Genomic DNA, 25,491 nt, shown 5'->3' on the forward strand with positions numbered 1-25,491 from the left:
CGCTCGAGGTCACGGACGCCGCGAAGGACTGGCTGGCGCTGGAGGGCTACGATCCCGCCTACGGTGCGCGCCCACTGCGCCGACTGGTCCAGCGCGAGATCGGCGACCGCCTGGCCCGCGCCCTGCTCGCCGGAGACGTCAGCGACGGCGACACCGTCGTCATCGATCTGGCCGAGGATCCCGGCCAGGGCGGCCTGGAGATCCGCCCGAAACGCGACGCCCGCGCGGAGGCGGGCGCCTGACACAGGTCGGGTGAGGCGCAGGGAACGAGTATGGCTCGCCGAGAATTCGCCTACGACGCCTTGGCTCTGTCGATGCCGCTCCTGATCGAGCGGAAGTTGCGCATCGCCCAGGCGTTGACCTTCGCGAAGCTGCGATCGCGGATGAAGATCGCATCGACGGCGATCATCGTCAGCGAGAACCACGGCAGGCCCATGAGCAGCGCGATTCCGAGGTGGAACGAGAGGATACCGAACAGCGCGATGATTCGGGTGTAGCGGTTGAACAGCATGAACGGGAATGCGCACTGGAACAGCACCGATCCCCACGAGACGGCGACGACCATCGGGCCCCAGGCCGTGACCAGGTCGGAGAGCACCGGCCAAGTCCCGAACTGGAGGGTCTGCAATGGGTTGTAGACCGCGTAGCCGTGCTGCCAGGGGGCTCCTCCGGCTTTGTAGAGTCCGCCCGAGAAGTAGATCGCGCACACCTGGAAGGCCAGCACCACGATCGCGAGGTTGTTGGCCATGATCCATGCCCAGCGGAACTGCCCCCTGTCGGTGTCCGGGAAGCGGCCGTTGCGCTTCTTCCGTCGTGCGTCCAGGGACCAGCGGCGGGTGGTGTCGGCGAACAGCATGGCGATGAGGAACATGCGGTAGGCGTTGTCACCCTGATCGCCGGCACCGTCGTTGAGCTCGATGAAGCTCACCCACAGGATCAGGTAGATCGGCAGGATGACCCGTGTCCGCCAGCCCAGGATGACGACCACGGCGAGGATCGCCAGTCCGATCATCATGGCGGTGAAGAGCGGCGGGTTCGTCACCGCACGGTGGAACAGGGAGAACAGCCAGATGTTCGGGAAGTCGCTCTTCGGCGCCTCGATCTCGCCGTTCCACGCTGCGCCCACGCCGAATGCGTAGTGGCGGGCGTTGAAGTTCGTCAGCAGCAGCCCGAGACCGGTCACGCCCATGAGGATGCGCGTCACCGCGAGACCATAGGTGGCGTAGTAGCGGCCGGTCAGTGCATCCTCGAGCGCGTCCCATGCCGATGAGGCCTTCGCGACCGCTCGGGAGATCAGCGGGATCCGCTCGTCGGAATCGCGGCTGGCATCGTCACGCTCCGCTGGAGACTCGGCGCCATCGGAACCCGCACGCCCGGAACCCGTGCGTTCGGAACCATGACGGTCCGCCACGGCCCCGGCGGAATCCGCCTCGGCGGAGATGGACGTGGCGCCGCTCTTCTGCGTCTCCTCGTCAGCCAGGGCGGCGCCGGCTCTGTTCTTCTCACTGCTCACGCTCGCACCTCACTTTGTCGGAGGCGCAGAAGTACTTCGCGAACTCCTCTTCGGACTGGTGCTCCTCATTGGTCAGCCCCCGCCAGCCGGTGGGCACCACCTGGATCTCGGGTCGTTTGGCTCCGGGATCGTTGCGCTGGCCGAAGGGGACGACATTCTGCCGCGAGGCCTGGAACTGGACCCTGACGACGTCGTCACCCCAGATGGCCTTGGCCACTTGGGTGGCGTACGCAGTCGCCGTGTGCTCACTCTGGATGTAGCCGCCGATGGCCCCCTTGGGGTCTCCGTATTCCTGCATCTTCGACTTCAGGCGCTGCACCGAGTCATCGCCCTTGAAGTAGTCGAGCCGGACGATGGCCCGGTGATCGTCGGTCAGCTTCTCCCACGACCCCTTGAGGTCGGAGGCGACTCCGATGGCCAGGCCGGCAGAGCGCGGGGGGAAGGGACGGTAGGTCGAATGGTCGAGCTCGACGGCGGAGGCTCGGACCCACTGCGTGATCTCCTCTTTGCCATCGGGCGCCCTGACGACAGCTCTGACGTCGAAGTAGTAGTCGCCGTTGATCGGTTCGGGCGCGAACACGCTCCACGACTGGCCCCACAGAGGGATCATGTACTCGCTGAGGAGGTTGCCGGGGATCACCTGGCGCAGCGCCGAAGCGGGCGCGATCCAGAGGAACGAGGCGAACAGGTGAAACGCCGTGAGCAGCATCGCCACGACCATCAGCACGCGTTTGACGACCGGTTTTCGACCCGGCGGGACACCGGCCGCTTCATTGTCGGCCGCCGGTGCGGTCTTCTCTTTTTCCATTACAGTCCTGGAGTCGGGGTGGCCCATCGCGAAGTCCGCAATGACCTCGAGGGGACTCTTCATGGACTCAGCGGTGACCTAGGCGCTTACATACGCACCCCAGCCTACTTCAGTCGACGGGGTCGCGTCAGCCTGGACCGCCCCGCTCATCGCCGTGGGCATTCCGGTGAACTACGTCCGATGCCATTCATTCACTACGGACGATGCACAGTTTCCGGGCGTGACGTGTCCGTGAGGGTCGGCCCGCAGACGCCCGCGCGAACCGGGATGGTCCGCAGGGAACGCAGACGCGGCCCCGCGATGCTCAGCGCGCGGAGCCCTCCCCGGAGCGCAGCCACTGCTTGACCAGGTCCGTGCTCTCTCCGAGCTGCGGCGGCGCCAGGTCATAGCTGACCGGAGTCTCGGACAGGCCGATGGGGTTGCGCACCGTCGGGATCACCCGCTCCCCCGCCCCCGCCTCGGCGACGGGATCGAGACCGAGCTCCGCCGCCAGCTCCACACCCTGGGCGATCGTGTTGATCGGCGCGCAGGGCAGACCGGCCGCGCTGAGGATCTCGAACCACTCCTGATTCGTCTTCTCACTCAACGCCGCGACGAGCAGGGGCTCGAGCTGGGCCCGGTTGTCGTTGCGGTCTGCATTCTTCGCGAAGCGATCGTCGCCGGCCCATTCGGGGTGGCCGAGCACCTTCGCCAGTGCCCGGAACTGGTTGTCGTTGCCGATGGCGATGATGATCTCGCCCTCAGCCGTCGGAATCGGGTGATACGGGTAGAGGCTCGGGTGCTCATTGCCCATCGGCTGTGGCGTGACGCCGCCGGCGACATAGGCCGAGGTCTGGTTGGCCAGTCCCGACAGCGCCGACGACAGCAGGTTCGTCTCCACCAGCTGGCCCTGCCCGGTGTCCTTGCGGTGGGCGAGCGCGGCGAGGATGCCGACCGTCGTGTGGAGTCCGGTGAAGACGTCGACGATCGCGACGCCGGCCTTGACCGGGCCGGTCTCAGCCGATCCGGTGACGCTCATGAACCCCGACAGACCCTGGATGAGCAGGTCGTATCCCGGCTGCGGGTTGTTCGGGCCGAAGCCCGTCACCGAGGCGTAGACGATGCCCGGGTTCGTCGCCTGCACCGAGTCGTAGTCGAGGGCGTACTTCGCCAGACCGCCGGCTTTGAAGTTCTCCACCAGCACGTCTGCGCGTTGCGCGAGTTCCTGGGCGAGCGCGAGGTCGTCCGGCTCCTTGAGGTCGAGGACGATCGAATGCTTGTTGCGGTTCGCGGTGAGGAAGTACGTCGCATCGTCCTCTCGCCGAGGCGGCGCCCAGTGCCGCGTGTCGTCGCCGGTCGGTCCCTCCACCTTGATGACCGTGGCGCCGAGGTCCGCGAGCATCATCGTCGCATAGGGACCGGCGAGCACCCGGGAGAAGTCGGCGACGACCACCCCACTCAGGGGCCCGTTCCCATTGCGGCCGAAGAGCTCCTGCAGACCCTGCTGTTCCACTTGCTGCCTCCCAAGGTATGACGACGCTGTTCTCTTCAGCCAAACTACACGCTCTCCGACTCGGACTCCGGCAGCCCCACCTGCCCGGATCCGCGGAGTCCCGGGGGTCGCCTCGGCGGCAACGAATTCCGCAGGACGCTTAACGAACGTTTGAACGTTGGCTGTGAGTCACTATTATGGTGCCTGTGTCCCAGGCAACACCATCAGTTGATAACGTGGGACGAGCCGGCCCCGCTTAGGGGCACCTCACACTCAGCGATCGGGTGTATTGGCCATGTCAGGAAGGATGAACCACCCTCATGCGGATTGCCGTTTTTGTTAAATACGTCCCGGATGCTGCGGGCGACCGGAGCTTCAACGAGGACAACACCGTCGACCGCTCCGTCGACGGACTGCTCTCGGAGCTCGACGAATACGCTGTCGAAGAAGCCCTGAGCATCGCCGAAGACGCTGACGACGCCGAAGTCATCGCCGTCACCGTCGGACCCGACGACGCAGTCGACGCCGTGCGCAAAGCGCTCCAGATGGGTGCCGATTCCGGTGTCCACGTCGTCGACGACTCGCTCGCCGCCAGTGACGCCCTGGGAACGTCGAAGGTCCTCGCCGCGACGGTGAAGAAGATCGAGGAGGAAGAGGGACCGGTCGACCTCGTCGTCACCGGCATGGCTTCGACCGACGGTTCGATGTCCGTTGTCCCCGTCCAGGTCGCCGAGCTCCTCGGCCGCCCTGCCGCCACCTTCGCATCATCGGTCACCGTCGACTCGGACACCGTGAGGATCCGCCGCGACGGCGACGTCGCCAGCCAGACCATCGAGGTCACCCTGCCGGCCCTGGTCTCGGTCACCGACCAGATCAACGAACCTCGCTACCCGTCCTTCAAGGGCATCATGGCGGCGAAGAAGAAGCCGCTGGAGGAATACGAACTCAGCGACCTCGGCCTCTCCGCCGACGTCGCCGGCACGGCCGGAGCGACGACCGAGGTCATCGAGGTCACGGCCCGTCCCCCGCGCTCCGCCGGTGAGATCATCACCGACGACGGTGACGGCGGAACGAAGCTCGTCGAATACCTCGCTGGTCAGAAACTGGTCTGAGCCGCCACTCATGCATTGATCGGCCCATCCGCCGGTCGAAGGAGAAGGAACCCACATGTCTGAAGTACTCGTCTACGCCGACCACGCGAACGGCAAGGTCGCCAAGTCCACATTCGAACTGCTCACCCTCGCCCGTCGCATCGGCACCCCCGTCGCCGTCGTCGTCAATGCCGGCGACGCCGCCTCGCAGGTTGCCGCCTCATTGGCCGAATACGGCGCCGAAACGGTTCTCACCGCCGACGACGCGGTCTACTCCGACTACCTCGTCGCTCCGGCAGCTGAGCTGCTCGCCTCCCTGGTCGAGTCGCGCGGCCCCGCGGCCGTGCTCCTGTCCTCCTCCTTCGAGGGCAAGGAGATCGCCGGGCGCCTCTCGGTCAAGACCGATTCGGGCGTCATCACCGACGCGGTCGACATCGACTCCGACCTCGTCGCGACCCAGTCCGTGTTCGCCGGCGGCTACACGGTGCGCGGCAAGGTCACCCGGGGAACGCCGATCATCACCGTGAAGCCCAACTCGGTCGCCCCGGAGGCCTCCGCCGCCTCGGGCAGCGTCGAGTCCGTCTCCGCCGACATCTCCGATGCCGCGAAGACCGCGAAGATCGTGTCCACCGAGGACAAGCCGCAGACCGGTCGCCCCAACCTCACCGAGGCGGCCATCGTCGTCTCCGGTGGACGCGGAACCGGCGGTGACTTCGGTCCCGTCGAGACCCTGGCCGACTCCCTCGGCGCCGCCGTCGGAGCGTCCCGTGCCGCGGTGGACGCCGGCTGGTATCCGCATGCCAACCAGGTGGGACAGACCGGCAAGACCGTGTCCCCGCAGCTCTATGTGGCCGCCGGCATCTCCGGCGCCATCCAGCACCGCGCGGGCATGCAGACCTCGAAGACGATCGTCGCGATCAACAAGGACGATGAGGCTCCGATCTTCGAGCTCGTCGACTTCGGCGTCGTCGGCGACCTGTTCCAGGTCCTGCCCCAGGCCGCCGAGGCGATCACCGCACGCAAGTAGGACCGCCGCCCGCCATCCAGGCGATCGAGGTGCGCGAACAGCACCGCACCAGTGTCCGCTGTGGGCCCGACTGAACGGTCGGGCCCACAGTCGTCGGGCACGCGGTCGTCGGGCACGCGGCGGTCGGACACCGCCTATACTTCGATCACCGCACTCCCTCCATCACCGCACTCCCCCCATCACCTCGAAGGAATCAGCAATGTCGTTTCTCATGCCCGCGGAGACCGCGGCCCACGACCGCATCTGGATGGCGTTCCCATCCTCCGGCTACGCCCTCGGCGACACCGAGTCCGACGCCGAGGCGGCTCGTCGCACCTGGGCCGCGGTCGCCCGGGCGACCAGCGAGTTCACCCCGGTGACCGTTGTCGTCTCGGAGTCGCAGACCGAGAATGCCCGCCGTCACCTCGGCGAGGGAAGCACTCATCCGATCACGATCGTCAACGCCGAGCTCGACGACGCGTGGATGCGCGACATCGGACCGACCTACGTCTTCGACGACGACGGTCGCCTCCACGCCGTTGACTGGGTGTTCAACGGCTGGGGCGCCCAGGAGTGGGCGAAGTGGGATCACGATCAGCACATCGGCCGCACCGTCGCCGAGCTCTCGCAGACTCCCGTGGTCAACTCCGACCTGCGCAACGAAGGCGGCGGAATCCACGTCGACGGACAGGGCACCGTGCTCGCGACCCGGAGCGTGCAGCTGGATCCGGGGCGCAACCCCGGCCTCACCGAGGCGGACGTCGAAGCCGAGTTCGCGCGGACGATCGGCGCCCGGAAGGTGATCTGGCTCGACCGCGGACTCCACCGCGACAACCAGACGTTCGGCACCCGCGGGCACGTCGACATCGTCGCAACGATGCCGAGCCCCGGCGTCGTGCTCGTCCATGATCAGCGCAATCCGGATCACCCCGACCACGCCTTCAGCCAGGAGGTCAAGGAGCAGTTCGCGCAGGAGACGACGGCTGACGGCCGACCGTTCGAGGTCGTCGCGATCCCCGCTCCCGAGACGCTGCGCGACGACGAGGGGTGGGTCGACTACTCCTACGTCAATCATCTCGTCACCAACGGTGGAGTCATCGCGTGCACCTTCGACGATCCAATGGACGCCGAGGCGATAGCCGTCCTGGAGAAGGTCTACCCGGGGCACAAGGTCGTCGGCGTCGATGCTCGCGAGCTCTACGCGCGTGGCGGCGGCGTCCACTGCATCACGCAGCAGCAGCCTTCGCTGGGGTGAGGCGTCCGCCTTCTCCCGAGTGAATCGCCTGCCCTGGCAAGAACCCGGGCACCGTTGGCCTCGACGCGGTATAAGGTGGTGAACCAGGACACATGTTGGTTGTCTGTTGCGTGTCGCACCAAGTCACAGCACGGTGAGAAGGAGGGCAAGAAGATGAAGAAGCGGTTGATTCTCCTGGCAGGTCTGGGAGTCGGATACGTTCTCGGATCACGAACCGGACGACAGAGCTACGAGCGGCTCAAAGCCCAAGTGCAGGAACTGTGGAGCGATCCGCGCGTGCAGGACACGGTCGACAAGGCCAACCAGTCGATCAGGGACAAGGCTCCCGGCGTCGCCGACGCCGTGCAGTCCGCCGCTGACAAGGTGACCTCGGCGGCCGCGGCCGGCGCAGCAGGTGCCGCATCCGGCGGAGTCGGAGGTGCCGAAGGCGGCGGCGACGCTGCGGAGGAGACAGGTCACAACGCCGAGACGACCGGAGGCGCGGCCGACAAGCCTGACGCAGGCAGCGGTCCGGTTCGCTCGGTTTCGGGGGCGAACGCCGATGCAGGCAGCGGCTCGGCCGGCAGCCAGGGCTCCGGCACCGACATCCCGAAGCCCAGTGACCTCAACCGTCACGACAGCAAACCCAAGCCGAGCAGCGCTGCCGCCACCGGCGCCGCCGGGAAGCCCGGCAGCTCCAGCGGCGGCGCGGGCAAATCGGACAGCTCCAGCGATGACAGCCCCAGCGGCAGAATCGCCGGCGGCGGTGGAGTGAGCGGGATCGGCACTGTCGTCAGCGGTAACAGCGGGAGCGCGACCCCGAACTTCGACGTCGAGAAGGATGGCGCAGCAGACGCGATCGCGGGCAAGAAGTCTCGCGACATCCACGGCGACCCGACTCGTCATTTCGACGATGAGGGCCCCTCGGGCGTGGCCGACGACGACTGATCACTGTTCTCTGGCGGAAGACGGCCGGTTCGAGCTGAATACCGCTCGAACCGGCCGCTTTCACTATCTCAGCCACTTTCCACGGCCCGGCCGCCTTCGACATCCAGGCCACTTTCCACGGCCCGACCACCTTCTATAGCAGCGAACTCGTCAGGCGTGCCACGTTCTCGGTGTACTTGTGCAGAAGGGGTCGGTTGCGCCACTCCTCGGCATCGAGCTCGACCGAGTTCGGGCGGTACTCGTCCATCTCCATCGCGTACATGCGTGAGGCGAATCCTCGGTCGATGATGAACATCGTGACTTCCATGTTCATCGCAAACGATCGCTCGTCCATGTTCGACGAGCCGATGATCGTGACATCGTCGTCGATGATGAGGAACTTGGAATGCAATACTGTGGGAGCGTGATACATGAATATCCGCACACCCGCCCGAACCAGCGAGTCATAGTACGACTGCTGTGCTCTCTGCGCAACCCAGTGGTCACTCGTCTCCCCCACATACAGTCGGACATCGACGCCCGAACGTGCCTCCGTCGTCAGTGCGTGCATGAGCGACTCATCCGGGACGAAGTAGGGCGAGCAGACGACGACTGAGCGATTCGCGTTGTAGATGAGGTGGAGGAACAGCCGCAGGTTGTTCTCATCTTCGAAGCCGGGCCCCGAGGGCACCACCTGCGCCTGTACGCCTCCACGCTGCGGGGCGTTGAGGGCGATCTGACCCGCGTCCTCGATCACCTGGCTCGTCTCCGCGTACCAGTCCGAGACAAACACCGCGTCGAGCTCCGCGACGACGGGACCGGTGCATTCGAGCGAGAGGTCCTGCCACTGGAATCCCTTGCGCAGGTTGCGGCGCTTGTTGTACGAGCGATCGATGATGTTCTGCGATCCGGTGAAGGCCACACTCCCGTCGACGACGAGGATCTTCCGGTGGTTGCGCAGGTCCGGACGTTGGTACTCACCTCTCCACGGGCGGATCGGCAGGGATCGCCGCCAGCTCACTCCGGAGTCGTTGAGCTTCTTGACCAGTTCCGAATAGCCCGGATACCCGAGCGAACCGAGGTGATCGATGAGGATCCGCACCTTCACCCCGCGTTCGTGGGCGGCCAGCAGGGATTCGAGCAGCCGCCTCGTCGTCCGGTCGATGGCGACGATGTAGAACTCGAAGTGCACGTACTTCTCCGCCTGGTCGACGGCGTCGGCCATCGCCTCCATGCAGGCATGATTGTCGGGATGGAGATCGAAACCGTTGCCGTACGTCAACGGCAGTGCGCCGAGGTCGAAGTTGAGCTGCGCGGCGGTGCTCAGAGGCTCCGGCATGTGCGAGGAGTCACCGATGATCGCCTGGTCGCTGATCCGCTCCCGGATGACGCGGTTGATGACCTGCTGTTCGTTGCGCCTGCGCTTCGGCAGCTTCGCCGAACCGAGAAGCAGGAAGGCCGCAATGCCGATATAGGGGATGAAGAAGATCGCCAGCAGCCAGCCCAGTGCCACCGAGGGCCTGCGATTGTGGGGAATCCACCCCAACGCGATGATCCTGATGATGAGATCGACCGCAACCAGCGTGATCACCAGCCAGCTCGGCCATGTTCGGTCGATCGTGAAGAAGGAATAGACCTCCACGCCGCTCAATTCTGTGTTGTTCCGATACTTCGGACTCCGGTCATTCGAAGCCCGTGGCAACTCTTCACCCCATCGTATCCTGCCCCTCATAATGGGAAGCGAAGTCCTCTCCCGGAATCGAAATCGTCCCCTGGAAGCGAAGGTGCTCACGCGTGATCCGAGAAATCTCCCCCGAAGGGTCCGACCCGTCGGACACCGCGGACAGCGCTCAGGCACGGCTGACCGTCGACGATCCGGCCTCCGTTCCCATCCGGCCTGCCGTCAGTGTGCTCATGGTCCGGGACGGCGAAAACGGGCTCGAGGTCTTCGTTCAGCATCGCGTCTCTACGATGGACTTCGCCGCCGGAGTCGTCGTGTTCCCCGGCGGTCGCGTCGATCCCAGTGACGAGACGAGGGCCGCCTCGATCGAGGTCCGTGATCCCGCCGCCCACACGTCCGCGTGGAAGAACTCCTCCATCGCCGAGGTGGCCGACGGCTGGCGCGCTCTCCTGGCCGCCGCGGTGCGGGAGATCGAGGAGGAGACAGGGACGGTTCTCGACCCCTCGGACTTGAAGCCGTGGGCGAACTGGGTCACGCCCCTGGGTCTGCCGAAGCGCTTCGACACCTATTTCTATCTCGCCGTGGTCGGGGAGATCCAGGCTCCACGGCACCAGACGACGGAGGCGCATACGAGCGAATGGCTGCGGGTCGATGAGCTCCTCGCTGAGGAGGCGGCCGGTCGGCTCAAGCTCATGCGGCCCACCCTGGTGCTGCTCGGGGAGCTGAGCACCCTGGGCGGCACGGACGAGCTCATCGCGCTCGAGCGCCGGTTCGATCCGGTCAGCCCGGACTTCCCAGCGTCCTGACCCTCCTCAGCCGGGCTTCACCGGGTGGCCCGAGCCTCCCGCTTGCGCATCCGTGACAGTTGGGCCGCGACAGCCTGACGCTGCTCGTCGGTGCCGAGGAGCTGGGCCAAGGCCTCCTGCTCCGCGTCGAGCCCGTCGGCCAATGTCGCTTCATAGGAAGAGTCGATCAGTCTCTTCGCCGAGGCCAGAGCTGGACGCGACCGACCCGCGAGTTCGGTCGCGAGTTCGAGCGCCCGCTCGACCGGCTGGACGTGGATCTCTTCGACGAGGCCGACTCGCAGCGCTTCGTGCCCGTCGATCGTGCTGCCCGTGAGGATGAGCTTCTTCGCCATTCCGGGGCCGACCAAGCGCGGCAGGATCTGCGTGCCGCACATGTCGGGGATGATCCCCCACCGGGTCTCCATCATCGCGAACTGCGAGTCGGGGTGGGCGATGCGCAGGTCGGCGCCAAGCGCGATCTGCAACCCTCCCCCGAGTGCCGCGCCGTTCACCGCGGCGATCACGGGAACATCGACGAGCGTCCAGACATGGACGGCTTTCTGCGCGAGCGCGCGTGCCGCGCCCAGACGCTCACCGAGGACAACGGCGGAGCCCGCACCCACCTCGGCGCCGGCCTCAGACTCTCCGGCGGAACCCGCGCCCGCCTCGGCGATCCTCGCGAACTCCCCGAGATCGAGCCCCGCGCTGAACGCGCGGCCGCGGCCGGAGAGGACGACGGCGCGGACCTCGGCGTTCCCGCGCAGGGCCAGGCCCACCTCGACGAGGTCCTCGAACACCTCCCGGGTCAGGGAGTTGAGCGTCTCCGAGCGGTCGATCTCGACGTGGGCGACGCCAGCGGCGATCGACTGGGTCACCGTGGCGTGGGTGGCATCAGGCATAGGCGGATCCTTCGAGGTCAGTCGGCGCGACGATCGGTCAGGGGCGTTTCCTGAACCCTATCGAAGCGCCCGACAAGGTCAATGCGAACACGGCGATGAGGGAGACGAGGCACATGGCGACGACGCCGGGCCAGGCGAAGTCGGTGAAGAGGACGGCGGAGAGCCACGCGCCGAGGCTGGTGCCCAGGTAGTAGACCGTGAGGTACACGGCCGAGGAACGGGTGGTGTCGACGCCCGGGTGGGCGGCGCTGGCAGCCGCCGAGGCGCCCGTGTGGCCGAGGAAGAATCCCCCGGTCAGCAGCGACATTCCGACGATGATTCCGGCCAAGGAGTCCATCAGGGTGAGCCCGGCCCCGATGATCGCGGTGACCATGCCGATGAGCGTCAGCCGGGTGCGGGAGAACGTCGTCGCGAGCCGGCCGTAGTAGGTGGTCACGACCGTGCCGACGAGGTAGATGAGGAAGAACAGGGCGACCGCGCCTTCGCTCAGGTGCCAGGGGTCCTGCTGCAGGCGGGATCCGAGCATCGTGAACGAGCCCCCGAACACGATCATGCACAGGAAACCCGTGAGGTAGATTCGCCACAGTCCCGAGCCCAAGGGAACAATTGCTCGCCGAGGCGGTGCCCCGGGTGCCTGACCCCGGGCGTCCTCGCTCGGCCCGGTATCAGCGTCCGGTGTCTCGGCGTCTCCATCCGGTGTCTCGGCGTCGAGGTCAACGCGGCGTTCGGGGCCTGCGGTGCGCGGGCGGTGTGTCCCGAACAGGTCCCGGCGCAGCAGCCACACCACGACGAGGCCGAAGGACAGGGACACCGCCGCGGTCACGGCCAGGCCTCCGTGCCAGCCCAGCAGCTCGGCGGCGAGGCCCGTGAGCAGTCGCGAGCACAACCCGCCGATGGTGTTGCCCGCAATATAGACACCGATCGCTCCGGGCAGAGCTGCCGACGGCAGACGCAGGGACAGGTACGCCATGGCAGTGGCCGGCACCGAGGCGATCGCCACTCCCTGGAGGAATCGGACCGCGATGAGCAGCTCGGCCGACGGCATGAAGGGCAGGGCCAGGGCCAGCACCGCCGCGAGGATCACCCCCGCGGCGATCTGCCGGGCGTGGCCGATGCGCGGCGCCAGCAGGGAGAACGGGATGAGGAAGGCCGCCATCGCCACGTTCGTGGCCGAGACCGTGAGGCTCGCGGTGGGAGTGTCGATGTCATAGGCCGTGCGGATGGCGGGGATGAGCCCCTGGGTCTCGTAGAGCACGAGGAACACTGCGACGCCTGCGAGGAAGACCGCGACCACGGTGCGCCGATCGCTCGTCGCATTCGGCTGCCCGGTCGTCATGTCCTCCACGCTATGCCCGCCCCGGTCGCGTGCCAAACCCTGCCCGGGTATGGCCGCGATTCCGACAGGGCCGCCGACGTTTGATCCACCCGTAGTCCTGGAAACACCTCGGCATGCGGTCTAGGCTCGCACCAAGCACCGTGTCTTGAGGAGGATCGATGAAACACCAGCTGCCCATCGTCAACGTGGTCGCGGAGACTTCGACCGGAAAGAAGGTGGCACGGGTCGCGGCGACCGCCTCGGCGCTGGGCCTCGGAGCACTGGCCGCGTGGGACTACACCCAGAAGAAGCATGCGGTGCTGCGCAACTACCCCGTCATCGGGCATGCCCGGTACCTGCTCGAGTCGATCCGCCCCGAGATCCAGCAGTATTTCATCGAACGGAACTGGGACGGGCGCCCGTTCAACCGCGAGACGCGCACGACCATCTACGAGCGGTCCAAGGGCATCCACTCCGAGCAGGCATTCGGCACCGAACGCGATGTCGAGCGCAGGGACTACGAAGCACTCATGCACTCAGCGGTTCCGCTGTCGAACCCGAAGGCCCCACCGAAAGTCAGGATCGGGGGCGAGAAGTGCACGCAGCCCTACGACATCGCCCTGCTCAATGTCTCCGCCATGAGCTTCGGCTCGCTCAGCGACAACGCGATCCGCGCTCTCAACAAGGGAGCGGCAATGGGCGGCTTCGCCCACGACACCGGGGAGGGGGCGATCTCGTCCTATCACCGGGAGTTCGGCGGCGACCTCGTCTGGGAGCTCGGCACCGCCTATTTCGGAGCTCGGACCGAGGACGGTCACTTCGATCCGGACAGATTCGCGGAGAGATCGCAGGACCCGCAGGTCAAAATGACCTCGCTCAAACTGTCCCAGGGGGCCAAACCGGGGATCGGCGGTGTCCTGCCGGGGCCCAAGGTCTCCCAGGAGATCGCCGAGATCCGCGGCATCCCTGTCGCCGAGACCTGCATCAGCCCACCCAACCACAGCGTGTTCTCCACTCCGATCGAGCTCATGCAGTTCATCGACCGGATGCGTGAGCTCTCGGGCGGCAAGCCCGCCGGCTTCAAGCTCTGCGTCGGATCCCGCACCGAGTTCCTCGCCATGTGCAAGGCGATGATCGAAACCGGCATCACCCCGGACTTCATCATCGTCGACGGTTCCGAAGGCGGGACGGGCGCGGCGCCCCTGGAGTTCGAGGACCATGTCGGCCTGCCCCTGACCCAGGGTCTGATGACCGTCCACAACGCCCTGGTCGGCACCGGACTGCGCGACAAGATCAAGGTCGGCGCCTCGGGGAAGATCGCGAGCGGATCGGATATCGTCAAACGACTCATCCAGGGCGCCGACTACACGAACTCGGCCCGCGCGATGATGATGGCGGTCGGCTGCATCCAGGCCATGGCCTGCCACACCGGCAAGTGCCCGGTCGGAGTGGCAACCCAGCATCCGCGCCGTACCCGCGCTCTCGACGTGCCGGACAAGTCAGAACGGGTGAAGAACTATCAGGAGAGCACTGTCGCCGAGGCGGTCCGGATCATGGCCGCGATGGGAGTCACCCATCCTGACCAGCTGGAGCCGACCATGCTGCGTCGCAATGTCTCACCGTCGGAGTCCTGGTCCTACGCGAAGCTCTACGAATGGCTTGAGCCGGGCGAGCTGCTCAACGGTGCGCCGAGCGAATGGGCCGCGGACTGGAAGGCCGCACGCCCCGACAGCTTCCACCTCCAATACGGCGAGAGCCGGTAGAGGTCGAATCACCGAGCGGACCACTTCACCTCGAAAGTACCGGCTGCGCCCTCGAGGTGAAGTCGTACTCTCGGCGTGAGCATCTCACGAAGTGGTGCTCTCAAGGGGAAGTGGTCCGCTCGGCGGCAGCGCGTGGGCCTCACCCCATCACGAGGCCGTTGTCGACGACGAGGTTCTGTCCCGTCACCGCACGGGAGGCAGGCGAGGCGAAGAACACCACCGCCGAGGCGAACTCCTCCGGGGTCGTCACGTGACCGAGAGCCGACGCCTGAGCGATCTGGTCGAACACCTCGGCGGGGGTGGCCGACGACGCGTCGGTGGTCCGCAGCAGCCCGCCCGAGACCATGTTCACCCGCACCCCGATCGGCCCGAGGTCCTTGGCGAACGTCCTGGTCAGCGACAGCAGAGCGGCCTTCGCGGCCGTGTAGTCGTGGTAGGGCACGACGGGATTCTGAACGAGGTTGGAGCCGATGTTGATGACCCGGCCCGAACCGATCTCCCGGAACCCGCGCATCGCCGCCTGCACCGTGTTGAGGGCGGCCTCCACCGTGCCCTGGAACTGGTCGGCGAAGTCCGAGTAGTCGATCTCATCGGCCGGCTGGCGCTCATCGCCGTTGAAGGAGAAATCGACGAGAGCGCTGTTGACCACGGTCGACACGGGCGCCCCGAACTCCTGGTGGGCGGCCTCGAACATCGCATCGACGGCGCGGGAGTCTGTGACATCGGCCTCGATCGCCACTGCGCGTCCACCGCGAGCGCGGACCGCCTCGGCGAGCTCCTCCGCGGCCTCGGCGGAGTAGCGGTAGTTGACGACGACGGCAGCTCCCTCATGCGCGAAGGCCTTCGCGATCGAGGCGCCCAAGCCGCGGCCCGCCCCCGTGACCAGGACGATCTGGTCCTCCAGCGGCAGCGCCGAGGTGGTGAACGCACGTGCATTGCTCATGGGTGTGACTCCTGTGCTCGGGCCGCAGAGGGCAGCGGGCGACTCATTGATGCTGCGTCCAGACTACCGGTCACAGCACAGCGCCGCCCGGGCTCCGCCGCGGGGCGCCGCAAAGTCCTCACCGCACCCTCAGGCTCACGGATATAGGATTGATTTCTGGCGTCTGCGCCTTGTCCGCCCCGATCCCGGCCCTCGGCCGGACGTCTCGACGGGCAGGAGGGAGGCTGCCAGAAGACTGAATAGGACTACCCGAAGAGGGATGAGAACTTCAATTGGCGAACGGCAACGCAACTTTCCGGCATTCGAACGTGGCACTCCTCGGTCTCGCGGAGACAGTGGCACCCAATCGAGTGGCCTCCCAGGAATTCGACGAGCGTCTCGCCGATACCCTCTCCACTCTCAGCCTTCCCACCGGCCTGCTGCAACGGGTGGCCGGCGTCGAAGCGAGGCGCAACTGGGATGAGCCGCATCAGTTCGTCGACGGCGCCATCGCCGCCGGGAAGAAGGCCCTCGCCGAGGCGGACGTCGCGCCCGACGCCATCGGCCTGATGGTCAACACCTCCGTGACCCGTGAGCACCTGGAGCCCTCGGTCGCCGTCGGCGTCCACGCCGGGATCGGGTTGGGTCCGCAGGCGATGAACTTCGACATCGCCAATGCCTGCCTCGGCTTCGTCAACGGCATGACCCTGGCCGCATCCATGATCGATGCCGGGCAGATCGAATACGCCCTCGTCGTGGCCGGCGAAGACGCCTCCCGGGTGCAGGAGGCGACGCTGAGCCGCCTCACCCGCCCGGGCATCACCCGCGATGAGTACCTCAACGAGTTCGCCTCCCTGACTCTGGGCTCGGGCGCGGCGGCTGCCGTCCTCGGTCCTGCCGACAAGCACCCCGAGGGCCATCGGGTCATCGGCGGCATCACCCGCGCCGCGACCCAGCACCACGAACTGTGCGTGGGCGACCACAACGGCATGTTCACCGACACGAAGGGGCTGCTGGCCGGCGGCATGGAGCTCGTCGTCGCCGCCTGGGAAGAAGCTCATCAGGACGGCTGGGATTGGCGGGACATGGACCGCTACGTCATGCACCAGGTCTCCGACGTCCACACGAACTCGATCACCAAGGCCGCCCAGCTCGATTCCGACCGGATCCCCGTGACCTACCCCGAGCTGGGCAACGTGGGTCCCGCCTCGCTGCCGATCACCCTGTGCCGCGAGGCCGAGCACCTCAAACCGGGCGACCGCGTCCTGTGCATGGGCGTGGGCTCCGGGCTCAACACCGCAATGACCGAAATCGAGTGGTAAGTAGAGGTTCAATGAGATTTCCTGCACGGCCGGCCACGATTCCCCCGACGCTGCCCGAGTGGGATCCCGCCTGGTCCCGGACCGTCGATGCCGAGACCGCCGACGGAACGCATTCCTTCCACGTCCTCGACACGCTCGAGGCCCTGCGCGCCACCGGCCGCGAGCCGACCGGGACGATCGTCGCCCTGCACGGCAACCCGACTTGGTCGTATCTGTGGCGGCACCTGGCTCAGGCCACCGTCGACGCCGCAGGGCGTGCCGGTCAGAGGGTCTGGCGCGTCATCGCCCCCGACCAGCTCGACATGGGGTTCTCCGAGCGACTCGAGCACGAGTCCCTGCCCAAGCCCCACGGCCCTGAGGTGCGCCGCATCTCCCAGCGGATCGACGACTTCGACGCCGTCGTCCGCACCCTCCTCGCCGAGGTGGACGGCAACGCCCCTGACACCGCCGGAAGTTCGGCGCCCACCGCCGAGGCGGACGGCAGCGACCATCCGATCGTGACGATCGGACACGACTGGGGCGGCGTGCTGTCCTTGGGGTGGGCTGCCCGCAACACCGCTCTCGTCTCCGCCTCGATCAGCCTCAACACCGCTGTCCACCAGCCCGATGACGCCCCGCTGCCCGCTCCCCTTCGGGCGACCCTGGCCGGACCGATGCTGCCGACCGCGACCGTGCTCACCGACTGGTTCCTGCGGGTGACCCTGGGCCTCGGCGATCTGGATCCCGAAATCCGGGACGCCTTCCGCGCCCCTTACGACGCTCCGGGCCGACGGTATGGGATCGGTGGGTTCGTCGCCGACATCCCCGTCGACGAGAAGCACCCCTCATATCCTGAGCTCCAGCGCATCGGCGAGGACATCGCCGCCCTGAGCCACCCCGCTCTGCTCGTGTGGGGGCCGAAGGACCCGGTGTTCCTCGAACGCTACCTGCGGGACCTGCGCGGACGCCTGCCGCAGGCGGACATCCACCGGTTCGAGAAGGGCTCGCACCTCGTCAGCGAGGACTTCGACGTCGCCGGCGTCGTCCTCGACTGGCTCGCCGCCCGGTTCCCCGCCGAGGTGGATGCAGGCTCAACTGCGGATGCACGCTCGACCCCGGCCGCATCGCCCATCGCAGCCCCCTCCACCGAGGCGAATGCCTCGATCCCATCGGCAGTGACCAACTCATCCGCTGCCGCCCGACCCATCACCGCGATCCTCGACGCCCGCCGCGACGACGACAGCGTCGCCTCGGTGGACTTCTCCCGGTCGCCGGCGCAGCAGATCACCTGGCGCCGGCTCTGGCATGTGACGACGAGCATCGCCCATGGTCTGACCGAGCTCGGGGTCCGCCCCGGCGACCGTGTCTCCATGCTCGTGCCGCCCGGCAACAACCTCACCGCCGCCCTCTACGCCTGCCTGAAGATCGGCGCGGTCGCGGTCGTCGCCGACGCCGGACTCGGCCCTCAGGGCATGACCCGGGCGACCACCTCGGCGGATCCGCAGTGGATCATCGGGGAGCTGCCGGGGCTCGGTCTGGCTCGCGCCTTCAATTGGCCCGGCCGCCGCATCTCCGTGACCCCGCTGGGACCGGTTCAGCGCAGGCTGTTCAAAGTCGAGACCAGCCTCACCGACCTCGCCCGCACCGACCACCGCGGCGCCCTGCCGACCCCGGCGGCGGACGCGGACGCCGCAGTCCTCTTCACCTCCGGGTCGACCGGACCCGCGAAGGGAGTGCGCTACACGCATGCCGACATCTCGGCGCTCGCACAGGTGCTCACCCGCGTCTTCAACGTCGCCGAAGGCACCGGCCTGGTGGCAGGCTTCCCTCCGTTCGCCCTGCTCGGCCCGGCCATCGGAGCCACCTCGGTGACTCCCGACATGTCGGTGACGAAGCCGAAGACACTGACCGCGTCCGCCATCGCCGACGCCGTCATCGCCGGTCAGGCGACCATGGTCTTCGCCTCCCCCGCCGCGTACCGGAATGTCGCCGCCACCGCCTCGTCGCTCAGCCCCGAGCAGAAGGCCGCGTGCGCTCGGGTCGAACTCGTGCTCTCCGCGGGCGCGCCCGTGCCGCTGGAGCTGATGGACTCCATCGCCGAGGTGTTCCCCGCCGCCTCGATCCACTCCCCCTACGGGATGACCGAAGGCCTCCTGCTCGCCGACATCGACCGTGAGGGAGTGGCTCGAGCCACCGGTTCGACGACCACTGTCGCAGGGGAGGCCCGGCCCAACCTCGGCGTGTGCGTCGGGCGGCCCATCGACGGCGTCGAGCTCGCACTCGCGCCGATCGACGACGCCGGGACTCCGTCGGAGACTCTTCTGCGCGGCCCGCAGGCGCACGGCCGTCTGGGTGAGCTGGTCGTCAGCGCCGCGCACATCAAGGCCGGCTACGACAGGCTCTGGCGGACCACGGCGCTCTCGGCCCGTGACGACCTCGACGGTCGTGACTGGCACCGGACCAACGACGTCGGCCGTATCGACAGCACGGGGCGGGTGTGGCTCGAAGGCCGCCTCCAACACGTGGTGACGACTCCGCGCGGACCCGTGGGCCCCGGTGCGCTCGAAGCGCTCATCGACCAGGACCCGCAGGTCAGCCGCAGCGCGGTCGTCGGCACCGGACCGACCGGCACGCAGGCGCTCGTCGCGGTGCTCGACGCCGAAGGCACTGAGCTCAAGGCGGGCCTGGCCCCACTGGACCTCACCGCCCGTCTCCGCGCACAGGTCGCCGCGATCGACGGACACGATCTCAGTGCAGTCCTCGTGGCGCCCAACTTCCCGACCGACATCCGCCACAACTCGAAGATCGACCGCTCCCGGCTGGCGGACTGGGCCGACCACGTCCTGACCGGCGGGTCCGTGCGCAGACGAGTCTGAGCACTCCGACGTCCGCGCCCGCAGTCGACCCACCCACCCGAGACCGTCCGATCGCCGCATTGGAGTTCGCATGAAGATCACCGTCACCGGGGCCTCCGGCCTGCTCGGTTCGTCCGTCGCCCGTGCCCTCGTCGCCTCCGGGCACGGCGTCACCACCCTCCAGCGCCGGCCCTCCGGAGTCGACGGGGCTCGGGACGTCATCGGCACCGTGACCGATCCGACCGCGGTCGCCGAGGCGATCAACGGCGCCGAGGCGATCGTGCACCTGGCGGCGAAGGTGTCGCTGACCGGAGATCCACGCGAGTTCGCAGCGGTCAACGTCGGCGGCACTCGCACCCTCGTCAATGGGGCGCAGGCCGCCGGCGTCCCCCGGCTCGTCCACATCTCCTCGCCGTCGGTGGCCCACACCGGCGAGTCGATCGTGGGCTCCGGCGCAGGTCTCGCCTCCCCCGGACTCGCTCGCGGGGAGTACGCCCGCACGAAGGCTGCCGGGGAGCTCATCGCCCTGAGCGCCGATTCCGAGAACCTCCGGGTCCTGGCTCTGCGTCCGCACCTGATGTGGGGGCCGGGCGATGTCCAGCTGACCGAGCGCATCGTCGAGCGCGCCCGTGCCGGTCGGATGCCGGTGCTCGGTGCCGGCACCGCCCTGGTCGACACCCTGTTCGTCGACAATGCCGTCGAGGCGATCGTCGCGGCCCTCGACGCCGTCGACACCACTCATGGGGAGTCGCTGGTCGTGACGAACGGACAGCCGCGCCCGATCGGGGAGCTGATGGCGCGCATCGCGATCGCCGGAGGCGCACCCGAGCCGAAGCTGCGCATTCCCGTCAGAGCGGCACTGACGGCGGGATCCGTCGTGGAGAAGGTGTGGGACCTCGGTGAGCACGACGACGAACCGCCCCTGACGAGATTCCTCGCCGAGCAGCTCTCGACGGCCCACTGGTTCGACCAGCGCCGCACCCAGGAAGTCCTGGACTGGCGACCGCGGGTGAGCATCGAAGAGGGCCTGGAGCTCCTCGTCGCGCACTACTCGGCGAACTGATCCGAGGACTCCGAGCCCGGGCGCCGAGGTGGTATCGCGCTTCCGTCGATCTGGATCGTCTTCGACGGGCACAGGTACTCGGCTTCCCTGGCCGCCTGCCACTGCGACTGAGGCGGATGCGCGTCGAGGAGTTCGACGAACCCGTCATTCTCGTCGGGATTGGCGAAGACGGCCGGCGCGACGACCCCGCAGTTGCCTGCCGCGACGCACATGCTCGAATGGACTGTGATCTCCATGTTCCTCACCCCTGTCTCGGACTCCTCATCGCCTGTCGGGTTCCTCGGCACTCTCACCCTCACTCTCACCCTCGGTAGCGTTTGACGAGCGGACATCTGTACGGGTCCTGGTTCCGCACGCCCACCTGGTTGAGGTACGCGATGACGGTGGTGGCCGCCTCGGCGAGGGTGCGCTCCACGTACGGGATGTCCCGTTCGGCGCACTCCGTTCTCACGATCCGCTGCAGGGCGGGCAGGCTCGCCCTGGGCGCGGCGGGGAACAGGTGGTGTTCGATCTGGAACTGCAGGCCACCCATGAGGACGCGGACCAGGGGACCATCCTTGATGTTGCGAGACATGACCACCTGCCTGCGGAGAAAATCGACGTGGACTCCACGGGGCACTGTGGGCATGCCGATGTGATTGAGTGCGAACGCACCGCCGAGCAGGATCCCGAACGCCCCGACCTGGACCCCGAAGAAGGCGCACGCCATTCCGAACGGCATCGTGAGGAACAGCAGGGTCAGGTATGCGCCGTGCCTGAGGACGATGAACGCGATCTCGGTGATCCGATGCGGCACCTCGGGGGCCGTGAGAAGCGTCCGCAGGGAAGCGACGTGGAGATTGAGGCCTTCGAGGAACAGGAGCGGAACGAAGAAGATTCCCTGATGCCGGGCGAGATAGGCGCCCAGTCCGCGCCGGGACTGCGCGGCATCGGGAGTCAGGGCCAACACGTTGGAGTCGATGTCCGGATCCTCACCCTCGTGGTTGGGGTAGGCATGGTGGGTGTTGTGTTTGGCCATCCACCAGCCGAAGCTCAGCCCCATCACCAGGCCCGCGATGATGCGCGAGAGCCATTCGTTTGCTTCCCGGGAGGCGAACACTTCGCGGTGCGCGGCTTCGTGGGACAGGAATCCCAGTTGTGCCATGACGAAGCCGATCGCGGCGGCGACGAGGAGTTGGAACCACGTCGCGCCGAGAACGACGACGAGGACGAGCAGCCCTGCCAGACCGAGAAGCCAACCGCCGATGCGAACGAGATAGAATCCTGGCCGTCTGCGCATCAGACCGGCGTCGTGGACGGTCGTGCTCAGTTGGCGGTAGGTCTCGACATATGTTTCAGCCGACATCGAAGCCACCTGCTTTCACACGCTCCCGAGGCAATGCCGATGCTGGTACGACGTCGACACGCACTCAGAACAATCACTTCGTCTTCTGGCCTCATCGTATTACAGGGATCCGTCAGGGAATCGTTCCCCCGGTGCCGCAATCGAAACTCCAACTCTCTCGTCAGGGTTGGGGAGGAGAATCGCAGGATGACGACTCAGCCGCCCCTGGTGCTGCTCGGCGGTGTGCCCGGCGCCGGCAAGACGGCGGCATTGCGTGCCATTGCCGGGATCGCCCCGTCCGTGCGGATCGTCGACTCCGACGCCGTTCGGCACCGCCTGAGCCGGGTCGTGGGGTGGGCGCCCTACGCGGTGTGCCGACCGTTCGTCCACATCCTCGCCCACTGTGCGATCCTCATCCAGGTCCTCCGCCGAGGTGGTGGACCCCTCATCGTCCACGATCCCGGAACGCGGTGGTGGAGCCGCCGCCTCCTGCTGTGGCTGGCCCTGCAGTGCGGCTATTGTCCTGCCGCGGTCTTCATCGACATCGATCGCGATTCCGCCCTCGACGGTCAGACGCTGCGCGGGCGAGTCGTGCGCAGGCACGCATTCGACCGGCACTGGCGGCGGTGGAACCGAATGCGAGCGCGGATCGCCGCCGGGGCGCCGTTGAGCCGGGGCGAGGAGTGGCCCCGGCTGATGATGACGACCCGCGTGCGCGCGGTCGAGGACGTCGTCATCCTCGTGGGCGAGAAGCCGGTCGCTGAAGCGTGGTGACTAGTCGCGCCGGTTCGGCTCCTGTGCGACGCCGCTGTCCGAATGCGGGTGCGGGTCCGGGTCGGTCCGTCCGCCATAGGCGTCGAAGTGGGTGAGATCCCTCTGCTCCGAATCGTCGTCGATGCTGGACCCCTCCGCAGGGTCGGAATCGGCGGCGGTGGAGTCGGCACCGTCCCCGGGGTCGGTGTCACTGTCTGCCGCGACCTCCGGAATCTCGATCTCGTCCGGCGCCTCGACCTCTTTGCCTGGGTCCCCGAGAACTGCGGGTCCGTCGTCCTCAGTGGGCTCCCCCAGATTCCGGGCCTCTCCGGGCGGCGGGTTCTCCAAGGACGAGCCATCGGCCTCACCCACACCCGGCTCATCGGGCATGTGGTCGCCGGCAATCTCGGCAAGGCTCTCCGACCTGGAGTCCGCCGGTGGTTCGTTCTTCATGTCTTCGGCCTCCTGCACATCATCGGATCGGTCCCCCGCCTCGGCGATGGCGAACTCACCGCGGTCGGAGCGGTCCCCGCGATCCTCACCTGTCTCTGTCGGCTCCGACTTCGCGGGAGACTCACCCTTCTCCGGCGCCTCTCCGTGCTGGCTGGGTCTGGCGATCTCCCAGAGCAGCAGCACCACGATCATCGTCAAGCCGACGGTCGCACCCATCAGCAGCGACCCCCACGGCCTCGGCAACGAGAACAGGCCGGTGAAGTGATTGATCCCGAACAGGACTCCAGCACCGATGAGCAGAGCGACCACATAACGCATGCCCCTATTGTGCCCTGTCCGTCCACCCCCATCCGGCACATCGATGTGCTGTGAGTCACAATTGAGGCATGGATGATCAGCAGTTCTCGAACCAGGCCTATGACGACGTCATCGACCGAGTCGCCGCAGATGCGGAGGCGTTCTGGCTGGAACAGGCCAGAATGCTCATCGACTGGGTGGAGGAGCCGACCCGGGCGCTCGACAGCTCCCGCGCTCCGATCCACCGGTGGTTTCCCGACGGCGAACTCAATGTCTGCTCCAACGCACTCGACAGGCATGTCGCGGCAGGCCGAGGCGATCAGCCAGCGATCGTCTACGATTCGCCCGTCACGGACACGGTCCGCACGATCACCTACTCTCAGCTCCTCGACGAGGTCTCCCGCTTCGCCCGCGCCCTGTCCGACCGGGGTGTGAGCAAGGGCGACCGGGTCGTCATCTACCTCCCGATGATCCCCGAGGCAGCCGTCGCGATGCTCGCCTGTGCCAGGATCGGCGCGATCCACTCCGTCGTCTTCGGCGGATTCGCCCCGGCCGAACTGGCCGTGCGCATCGACGACATGCAGCCGAAGGCGGTCATCTCCACCTCCTGCGGAGTCGAGGCGAATCGGATCCTCGACTACAAGCCGATGCTCGACGAGGCGCTCGGGCTGGCCGAGAGCGCACCGGACTTCACCGTCATCGTCCAACGCGAACAGCACCGCTGCGGCATGGGTGAGGACGACGTCGACTACACCGAGCTCCTCGCCTCCACACCCACCGGCATCGACCCTGTCCCGGTCAGGGCGACCGATGAGCTCTACGTCCTCTACACTTCGGGAACCACTGGCAGACCGAAGGGAATCGTCCGCGATTCCGGCGGGTACGCGGTGGCGCTGGCCTGGTCCCTGCCGAACATCTTCGGTCTGCGTCCCGGCGACACCATGTTCACGGCCTCGGACGTCGGCTGGGTGGTCGGGCATTCCTACATCGTCTACGGCCCGCTGCTCGCAGGGGTCACGTCCGTCCTGTTCGAGGGCAAACCGATCGGCACTCCCGACGCGGGGACGTTCTTCCGCATCGTCGACGACCACAACGTCAACGTCCACTTCACCGCTCCCACCGCGATGCGCGTCGTTCGGAAGGAGGATCCCGAAGGGGAACTGATCAGGAAGTACGACCTGTCCAGTCTGCGCGCGTCATTCCTCGCCGGCGAACGCCTCGATCCCGACACGTACGAGTGGACGACGCGGGTCCTGCGGGAGGCCACCGGCCGCGACATTCCCGTCGTCGACAACTGGTGGCAGACCGAGACCGGGTGGCCGATCGCGGCCAACCCCCTGGGGCTGACGCGCTTCCCCATCAAACCCGGATCCCCCACCAAGCCCGTTCCCGGCTACCGGGTGGAAGTCGTCGATGCCTCCGGTGCTCCAATGCCGGTCGGGCAGGAGGGACTCATCGTCATCAGGCTGCCGCTGCCTCCCGGGACCATGGCGACCGTCTGGGGCGACGACTCCCGCTTCGTGTCCTCGTACCTGTCCGCCTTCGACGGCTGCTACCTCACCGGTGACTCCGGGTACATCGACGAGGACGGCTACCTCTTCGTCATGGGGCGCACCGACGACGTCATCAATGTCGCCGGTCATCGTCTGTCCACCGGCGTGATGGAAGCCGTCATCTCCTCCCATCCGGCCGTGACCGAGACTGCCGTGATCGGGGTCCACGATGAGACGAAGGGCCAGATCCCGCGTGCGCTCGTCGTCATCGGCACCAGCGCCGAGGCGGTCGACGCGGATACGCTGAAAGCGGAGCTGATCGCCCTGGTCCGCAAGGAGATCGGGCCGGTGGCCGCACTGCGACGCATCGACATCATCCCCGCGCTGCCGAAGACGCGATCCGGCAAGATCCTGCGCAAGACGATGCGGGAGATCGCCGATGGAGTGGAGAACCCGGCCGTCCCCTCGACGATCGAGGACCCGGCGGTCCTCGATGACCTACACTCGGTGCTGCGGTCGAGCTGAGCACAGAAATGC

The 25,491-nt window shown here is 67.2% G+C and carries 22 protein-coding genes; 12 read left to right on the forward strand and 10 right to left on the reverse strand.

What is annotated here, in order from left to right:
• Positions 1-242, forward strand: a 242-nt coding sequence (locus RIT73_RS14320; RefSeq protein WP_309132767.1) for a hypothetical protein, incomplete at its 5' end; no start/stop codon positions are given.
• Positions 243-292: 50 nt separating this feature from the next.
• Here RIT73_RS14320 and RIT73_RS14325 read toward each other — a convergent pair.
• From RIT73_RS14325 to RIT73_RS14335, 3 genes are all read right to left on the reverse strand, one after another.
• Positions 293-1,513, reverse strand: a complete 1,221-nt coding sequence (locus tag RIT73_RS14325) for an HTTM domain-containing protein (RefSeq protein ID WP_309132768.1) — start codon at positions 1,511-1,513, stop codon at positions 293-295.
• Positions 1,503-2,321, reverse strand: coding sequence for a DUF5819 family protein (locus tag RIT73_RS14330; protein ID WP_309132769.1), 819 nt, complete (start codon positions 2,319-2,321; stop codon positions 1,503-1,505). The genes RIT73_RS14325 and RIT73_RS14330 overlap by 11 nt, the downstream gene beginning before the upstream one ends.
• Positions 2,322-2,625: 304 nt before the next feature.
• Complete coding sequence (locus RIT73_RS14335) at positions 2,626-3,813, reverse strand: CoA transferase (protein WP_309132770.1); 1,188 nt, start codon at positions 3,811-3,813, stop codon at positions 2,626-2,628.
• Between the two features lie 299 nt (positions 3,814-4,112).
• On the opposite strand from RIT73_RS14335, the gene RIT73_RS14340 reads away from it, so the two are divergent.
• The 4 genes from RIT73_RS14340 (at position 4,113) to RIT73_RS14355 (ending at position 8,071) form a co-directional block, all read left to right on the forward strand.
• Positions 4,113-4,904 (forward strand): electron transfer flavoprotein subunit beta/FixA family protein, encoded by a 792-nt coding sequence (locus RIT73_RS14340; RefSeq protein ID WP_309132771.1) that lies wholly within the window; start codon positions 4,113-4,115, stop codon positions 4,902-4,904.
• A gap of 55 nt (positions 4,905-4,959) precedes the next feature.
• The gene (locus RIT73_RS14345; protein ID WP_309132772.1) at positions 4,960-5,910 is read left to right on the forward strand and encodes an electron transfer flavoprotein subunit alpha/FixB family protein; all 951 of its coding nucleotides are present in this window, start codon (positions 4,960-4,962) and stop codon (positions 5,908-5,910) included.
• 199 nt (positions 5,911-6,109) lie between these two features.
• Positions 6,110-7,144 (forward strand): agmatine deiminase family protein, encoded by a 1,035-nt coding sequence (locus RIT73_RS14350; RefSeq protein WP_309132773.1) that lies wholly within the window; start codon positions 6,110-6,112, stop codon positions 7,142-7,144.
• A gap of 153 nt (positions 7,145-7,297) precedes the next feature.
• Entirely contained in the window at positions 7,298-8,071 is a 774-nt protein-coding gene (locus tag RIT73_RS14355) for a hypothetical protein (RefSeq protein WP_309132774.1), read from the forward strand.
• A 133-nt stretch (positions 8,072-8,204) separates the two neighbouring features.
• Here the strand turns inward: RIT73_RS14355 and cls are convergent, their stop codons facing one another.
• On the reverse strand, positions 8,205-9,692 hold the full coding sequence (cls, locus tag RIT73_RS14360) for a cardiolipin synthase (protein ID WP_309132775.1): 1,488 nt from the start codon (positions 9,690-9,692) through the stop codon (positions 8,205-8,207).
• 152 nt (positions 9,693-9,844) lie between these two features.
• Between cls and RIT73_RS14365 the strand changes: the two genes are divergently transcribed.
• Entirely contained in the window at positions 9,845-10,537 is a 693-nt protein-coding gene (locus tag RIT73_RS14365) for an NUDIX hydrolase (RefSeq protein ID WP_309132776.1), read from the forward strand.
• A gap of 17 nt (positions 10,538-10,554) precedes the next feature.
• Here RIT73_RS14365 and RIT73_RS14370 read toward each other — a convergent pair whose 3' ends face one another.
• Both RIT73_RS14370 and RIT73_RS14375 read right to left on the reverse strand, forming a co-directional pair.
• Positions 10,555-11,415, reverse strand: coding sequence for an enoyl-CoA hydratase-related protein (locus RIT73_RS14370; RefSeq protein ID WP_309132777.1), 861 nt, complete (start codon positions 11,413-11,415; stop codon positions 10,555-10,557).
• Between the two features lie 37 nt (positions 11,416-11,452).
• Positions 11,453-12,751, reverse strand: coding sequence for an MFS transporter (locus RIT73_RS14375; RefSeq protein ID WP_309132778.1), 1,299 nt, complete (start codon positions 12,749-12,751; stop codon positions 11,453-11,455).
• A 158-nt stretch (positions 12,752-12,909) separates the two neighbouring features.
• Between RIT73_RS14375 and RIT73_RS14380 the strand changes: the two genes are divergently transcribed.
• Positions 12,910-14,493, forward strand: a complete 1,584-nt coding sequence (locus RIT73_RS14380; protein ID WP_309132779.1) for an FMN-binding glutamate synthase family protein — start codon at positions 12,910-12,912, stop codon at positions 14,491-14,493.
• A 139-nt stretch (positions 14,494-14,632) separates the two neighbouring features.
• On the opposite strand, the gene RIT73_RS14385 is transcribed toward RIT73_RS14380, so the two are convergent.
• Positions 14,633-15,436, reverse strand: a complete 804-nt coding sequence (locus RIT73_RS14385) for a 3-oxoacyl-ACP reductase (protein ID WP_309132780.1) — start codon at positions 15,434-15,436, stop codon at positions 14,633-14,635.
• 272 nt (positions 15,437-15,708) lie between these two features.
• Here RIT73_RS14385 and RIT73_RS14390 point away from each other — a divergent pair, with 272 nt between their 5' ends.
• The 3 genes from RIT73_RS14390 to RIT73_RS14400 all read left to right on the forward strand — a co-directional run bounded on the left by RIT73_RS14390 (position 15,709) and on the right by RIT73_RS14400 (position 20,634).
• Positions 15,709-16,737: a 3-oxoacyl-ACP synthase III gene (locus tag RIT73_RS14390; protein WP_309132781.1), complete on the forward strand. Its 1,029-nt coding sequence runs from the start codon at positions 15,709-15,711 to the stop codon at positions 16,735-16,737.
• Between the two features lie 11 nt (positions 16,738-16,748).
• Positions 16,749-19,592 (forward strand): alpha/beta fold hydrolase, encoded by a 2,844-nt coding sequence (locus tag RIT73_RS14395; protein WP_309132782.1) that lies wholly within the window; start codon positions 16,749-16,751, stop codon positions 19,590-19,592.
• A 70-nt stretch (positions 19,593-19,662) separates the two neighbouring features.
• A complete protein-coding gene (locus RIT73_RS14400) occupies positions 19,663-20,634 on the forward strand; it encodes an NAD-dependent epimerase/dehydratase family protein (RefSeq protein WP_309132783.1) in 972 nt (323 codons plus the stop codon).
• Here the strand turns inward: RIT73_RS14400 and RIT73_RS14405 are convergent.
• Complete coding sequence (locus RIT73_RS14405; protein WP_309132784.1) at positions 20,619-20,870, reverse strand: 4Fe-4S domain-containing protein; 252 nt, start codon at positions 20,868-20,870, stop codon at positions 20,619-20,621. The genes RIT73_RS14400 and RIT73_RS14405 overlap by 16 nt on opposite strands.
• A gap of 65 nt (positions 20,871-20,935) precedes the next feature.
• A complete protein-coding gene (locus RIT73_RS14410) occupies positions 20,936-21,979 on the reverse strand; it encodes an acyl-CoA desaturase (protein WP_309132785.1) in 1,044 nt (347 codons plus the stop codon).
• A 186-nt stretch (positions 21,980-22,165) separates the two neighbouring features.
• Between RIT73_RS14410 and RIT73_RS14415 the strand changes: the two genes are divergently transcribed.
• Complete coding sequence (locus RIT73_RS14415; RefSeq protein WP_309132786.1) at positions 22,166-22,732, forward strand: AAA family ATPase; 567 nt, start codon at positions 22,166-22,168, stop codon at positions 22,730-22,732.
• Here the strand turns inward: RIT73_RS14415 and RIT73_RS14420 are convergent, their stop codons facing one another.
• Positions 22,733-23,482 carry a hypothetical protein gene (locus RIT73_RS14420; protein WP_309132787.1) on the reverse strand — a complete coding sequence of 250 codons (750 nt, stop codon included), beginning with the start codon at positions 23,480-23,482 and terminating at the stop codon, positions 22,733-22,735.
• Between the two features lie 68 nt (positions 23,483-23,550).
• On the opposite strand from RIT73_RS14420, the gene RIT73_RS14425 reads away from it, so the two are divergent.
• A complete protein-coding gene (locus tag RIT73_RS14425; RefSeq protein ID WP_309132788.1) occupies positions 23,551-25,479 on the forward strand; it encodes an acetate--CoA ligase in 1,929 nt (642 codons plus the stop codon).
• Positions 25,480-25,491 lie beyond the last annotated feature (12 nt).

Origin of the sequence: Brevibacterium sp., assembly GCF_031179145.1 — a bacterium.
GTDB lineage: Bacteria > Actinomycetota > Actinomycetes > Actinomycetales > Brevibacteriaceae > Brevibacterium.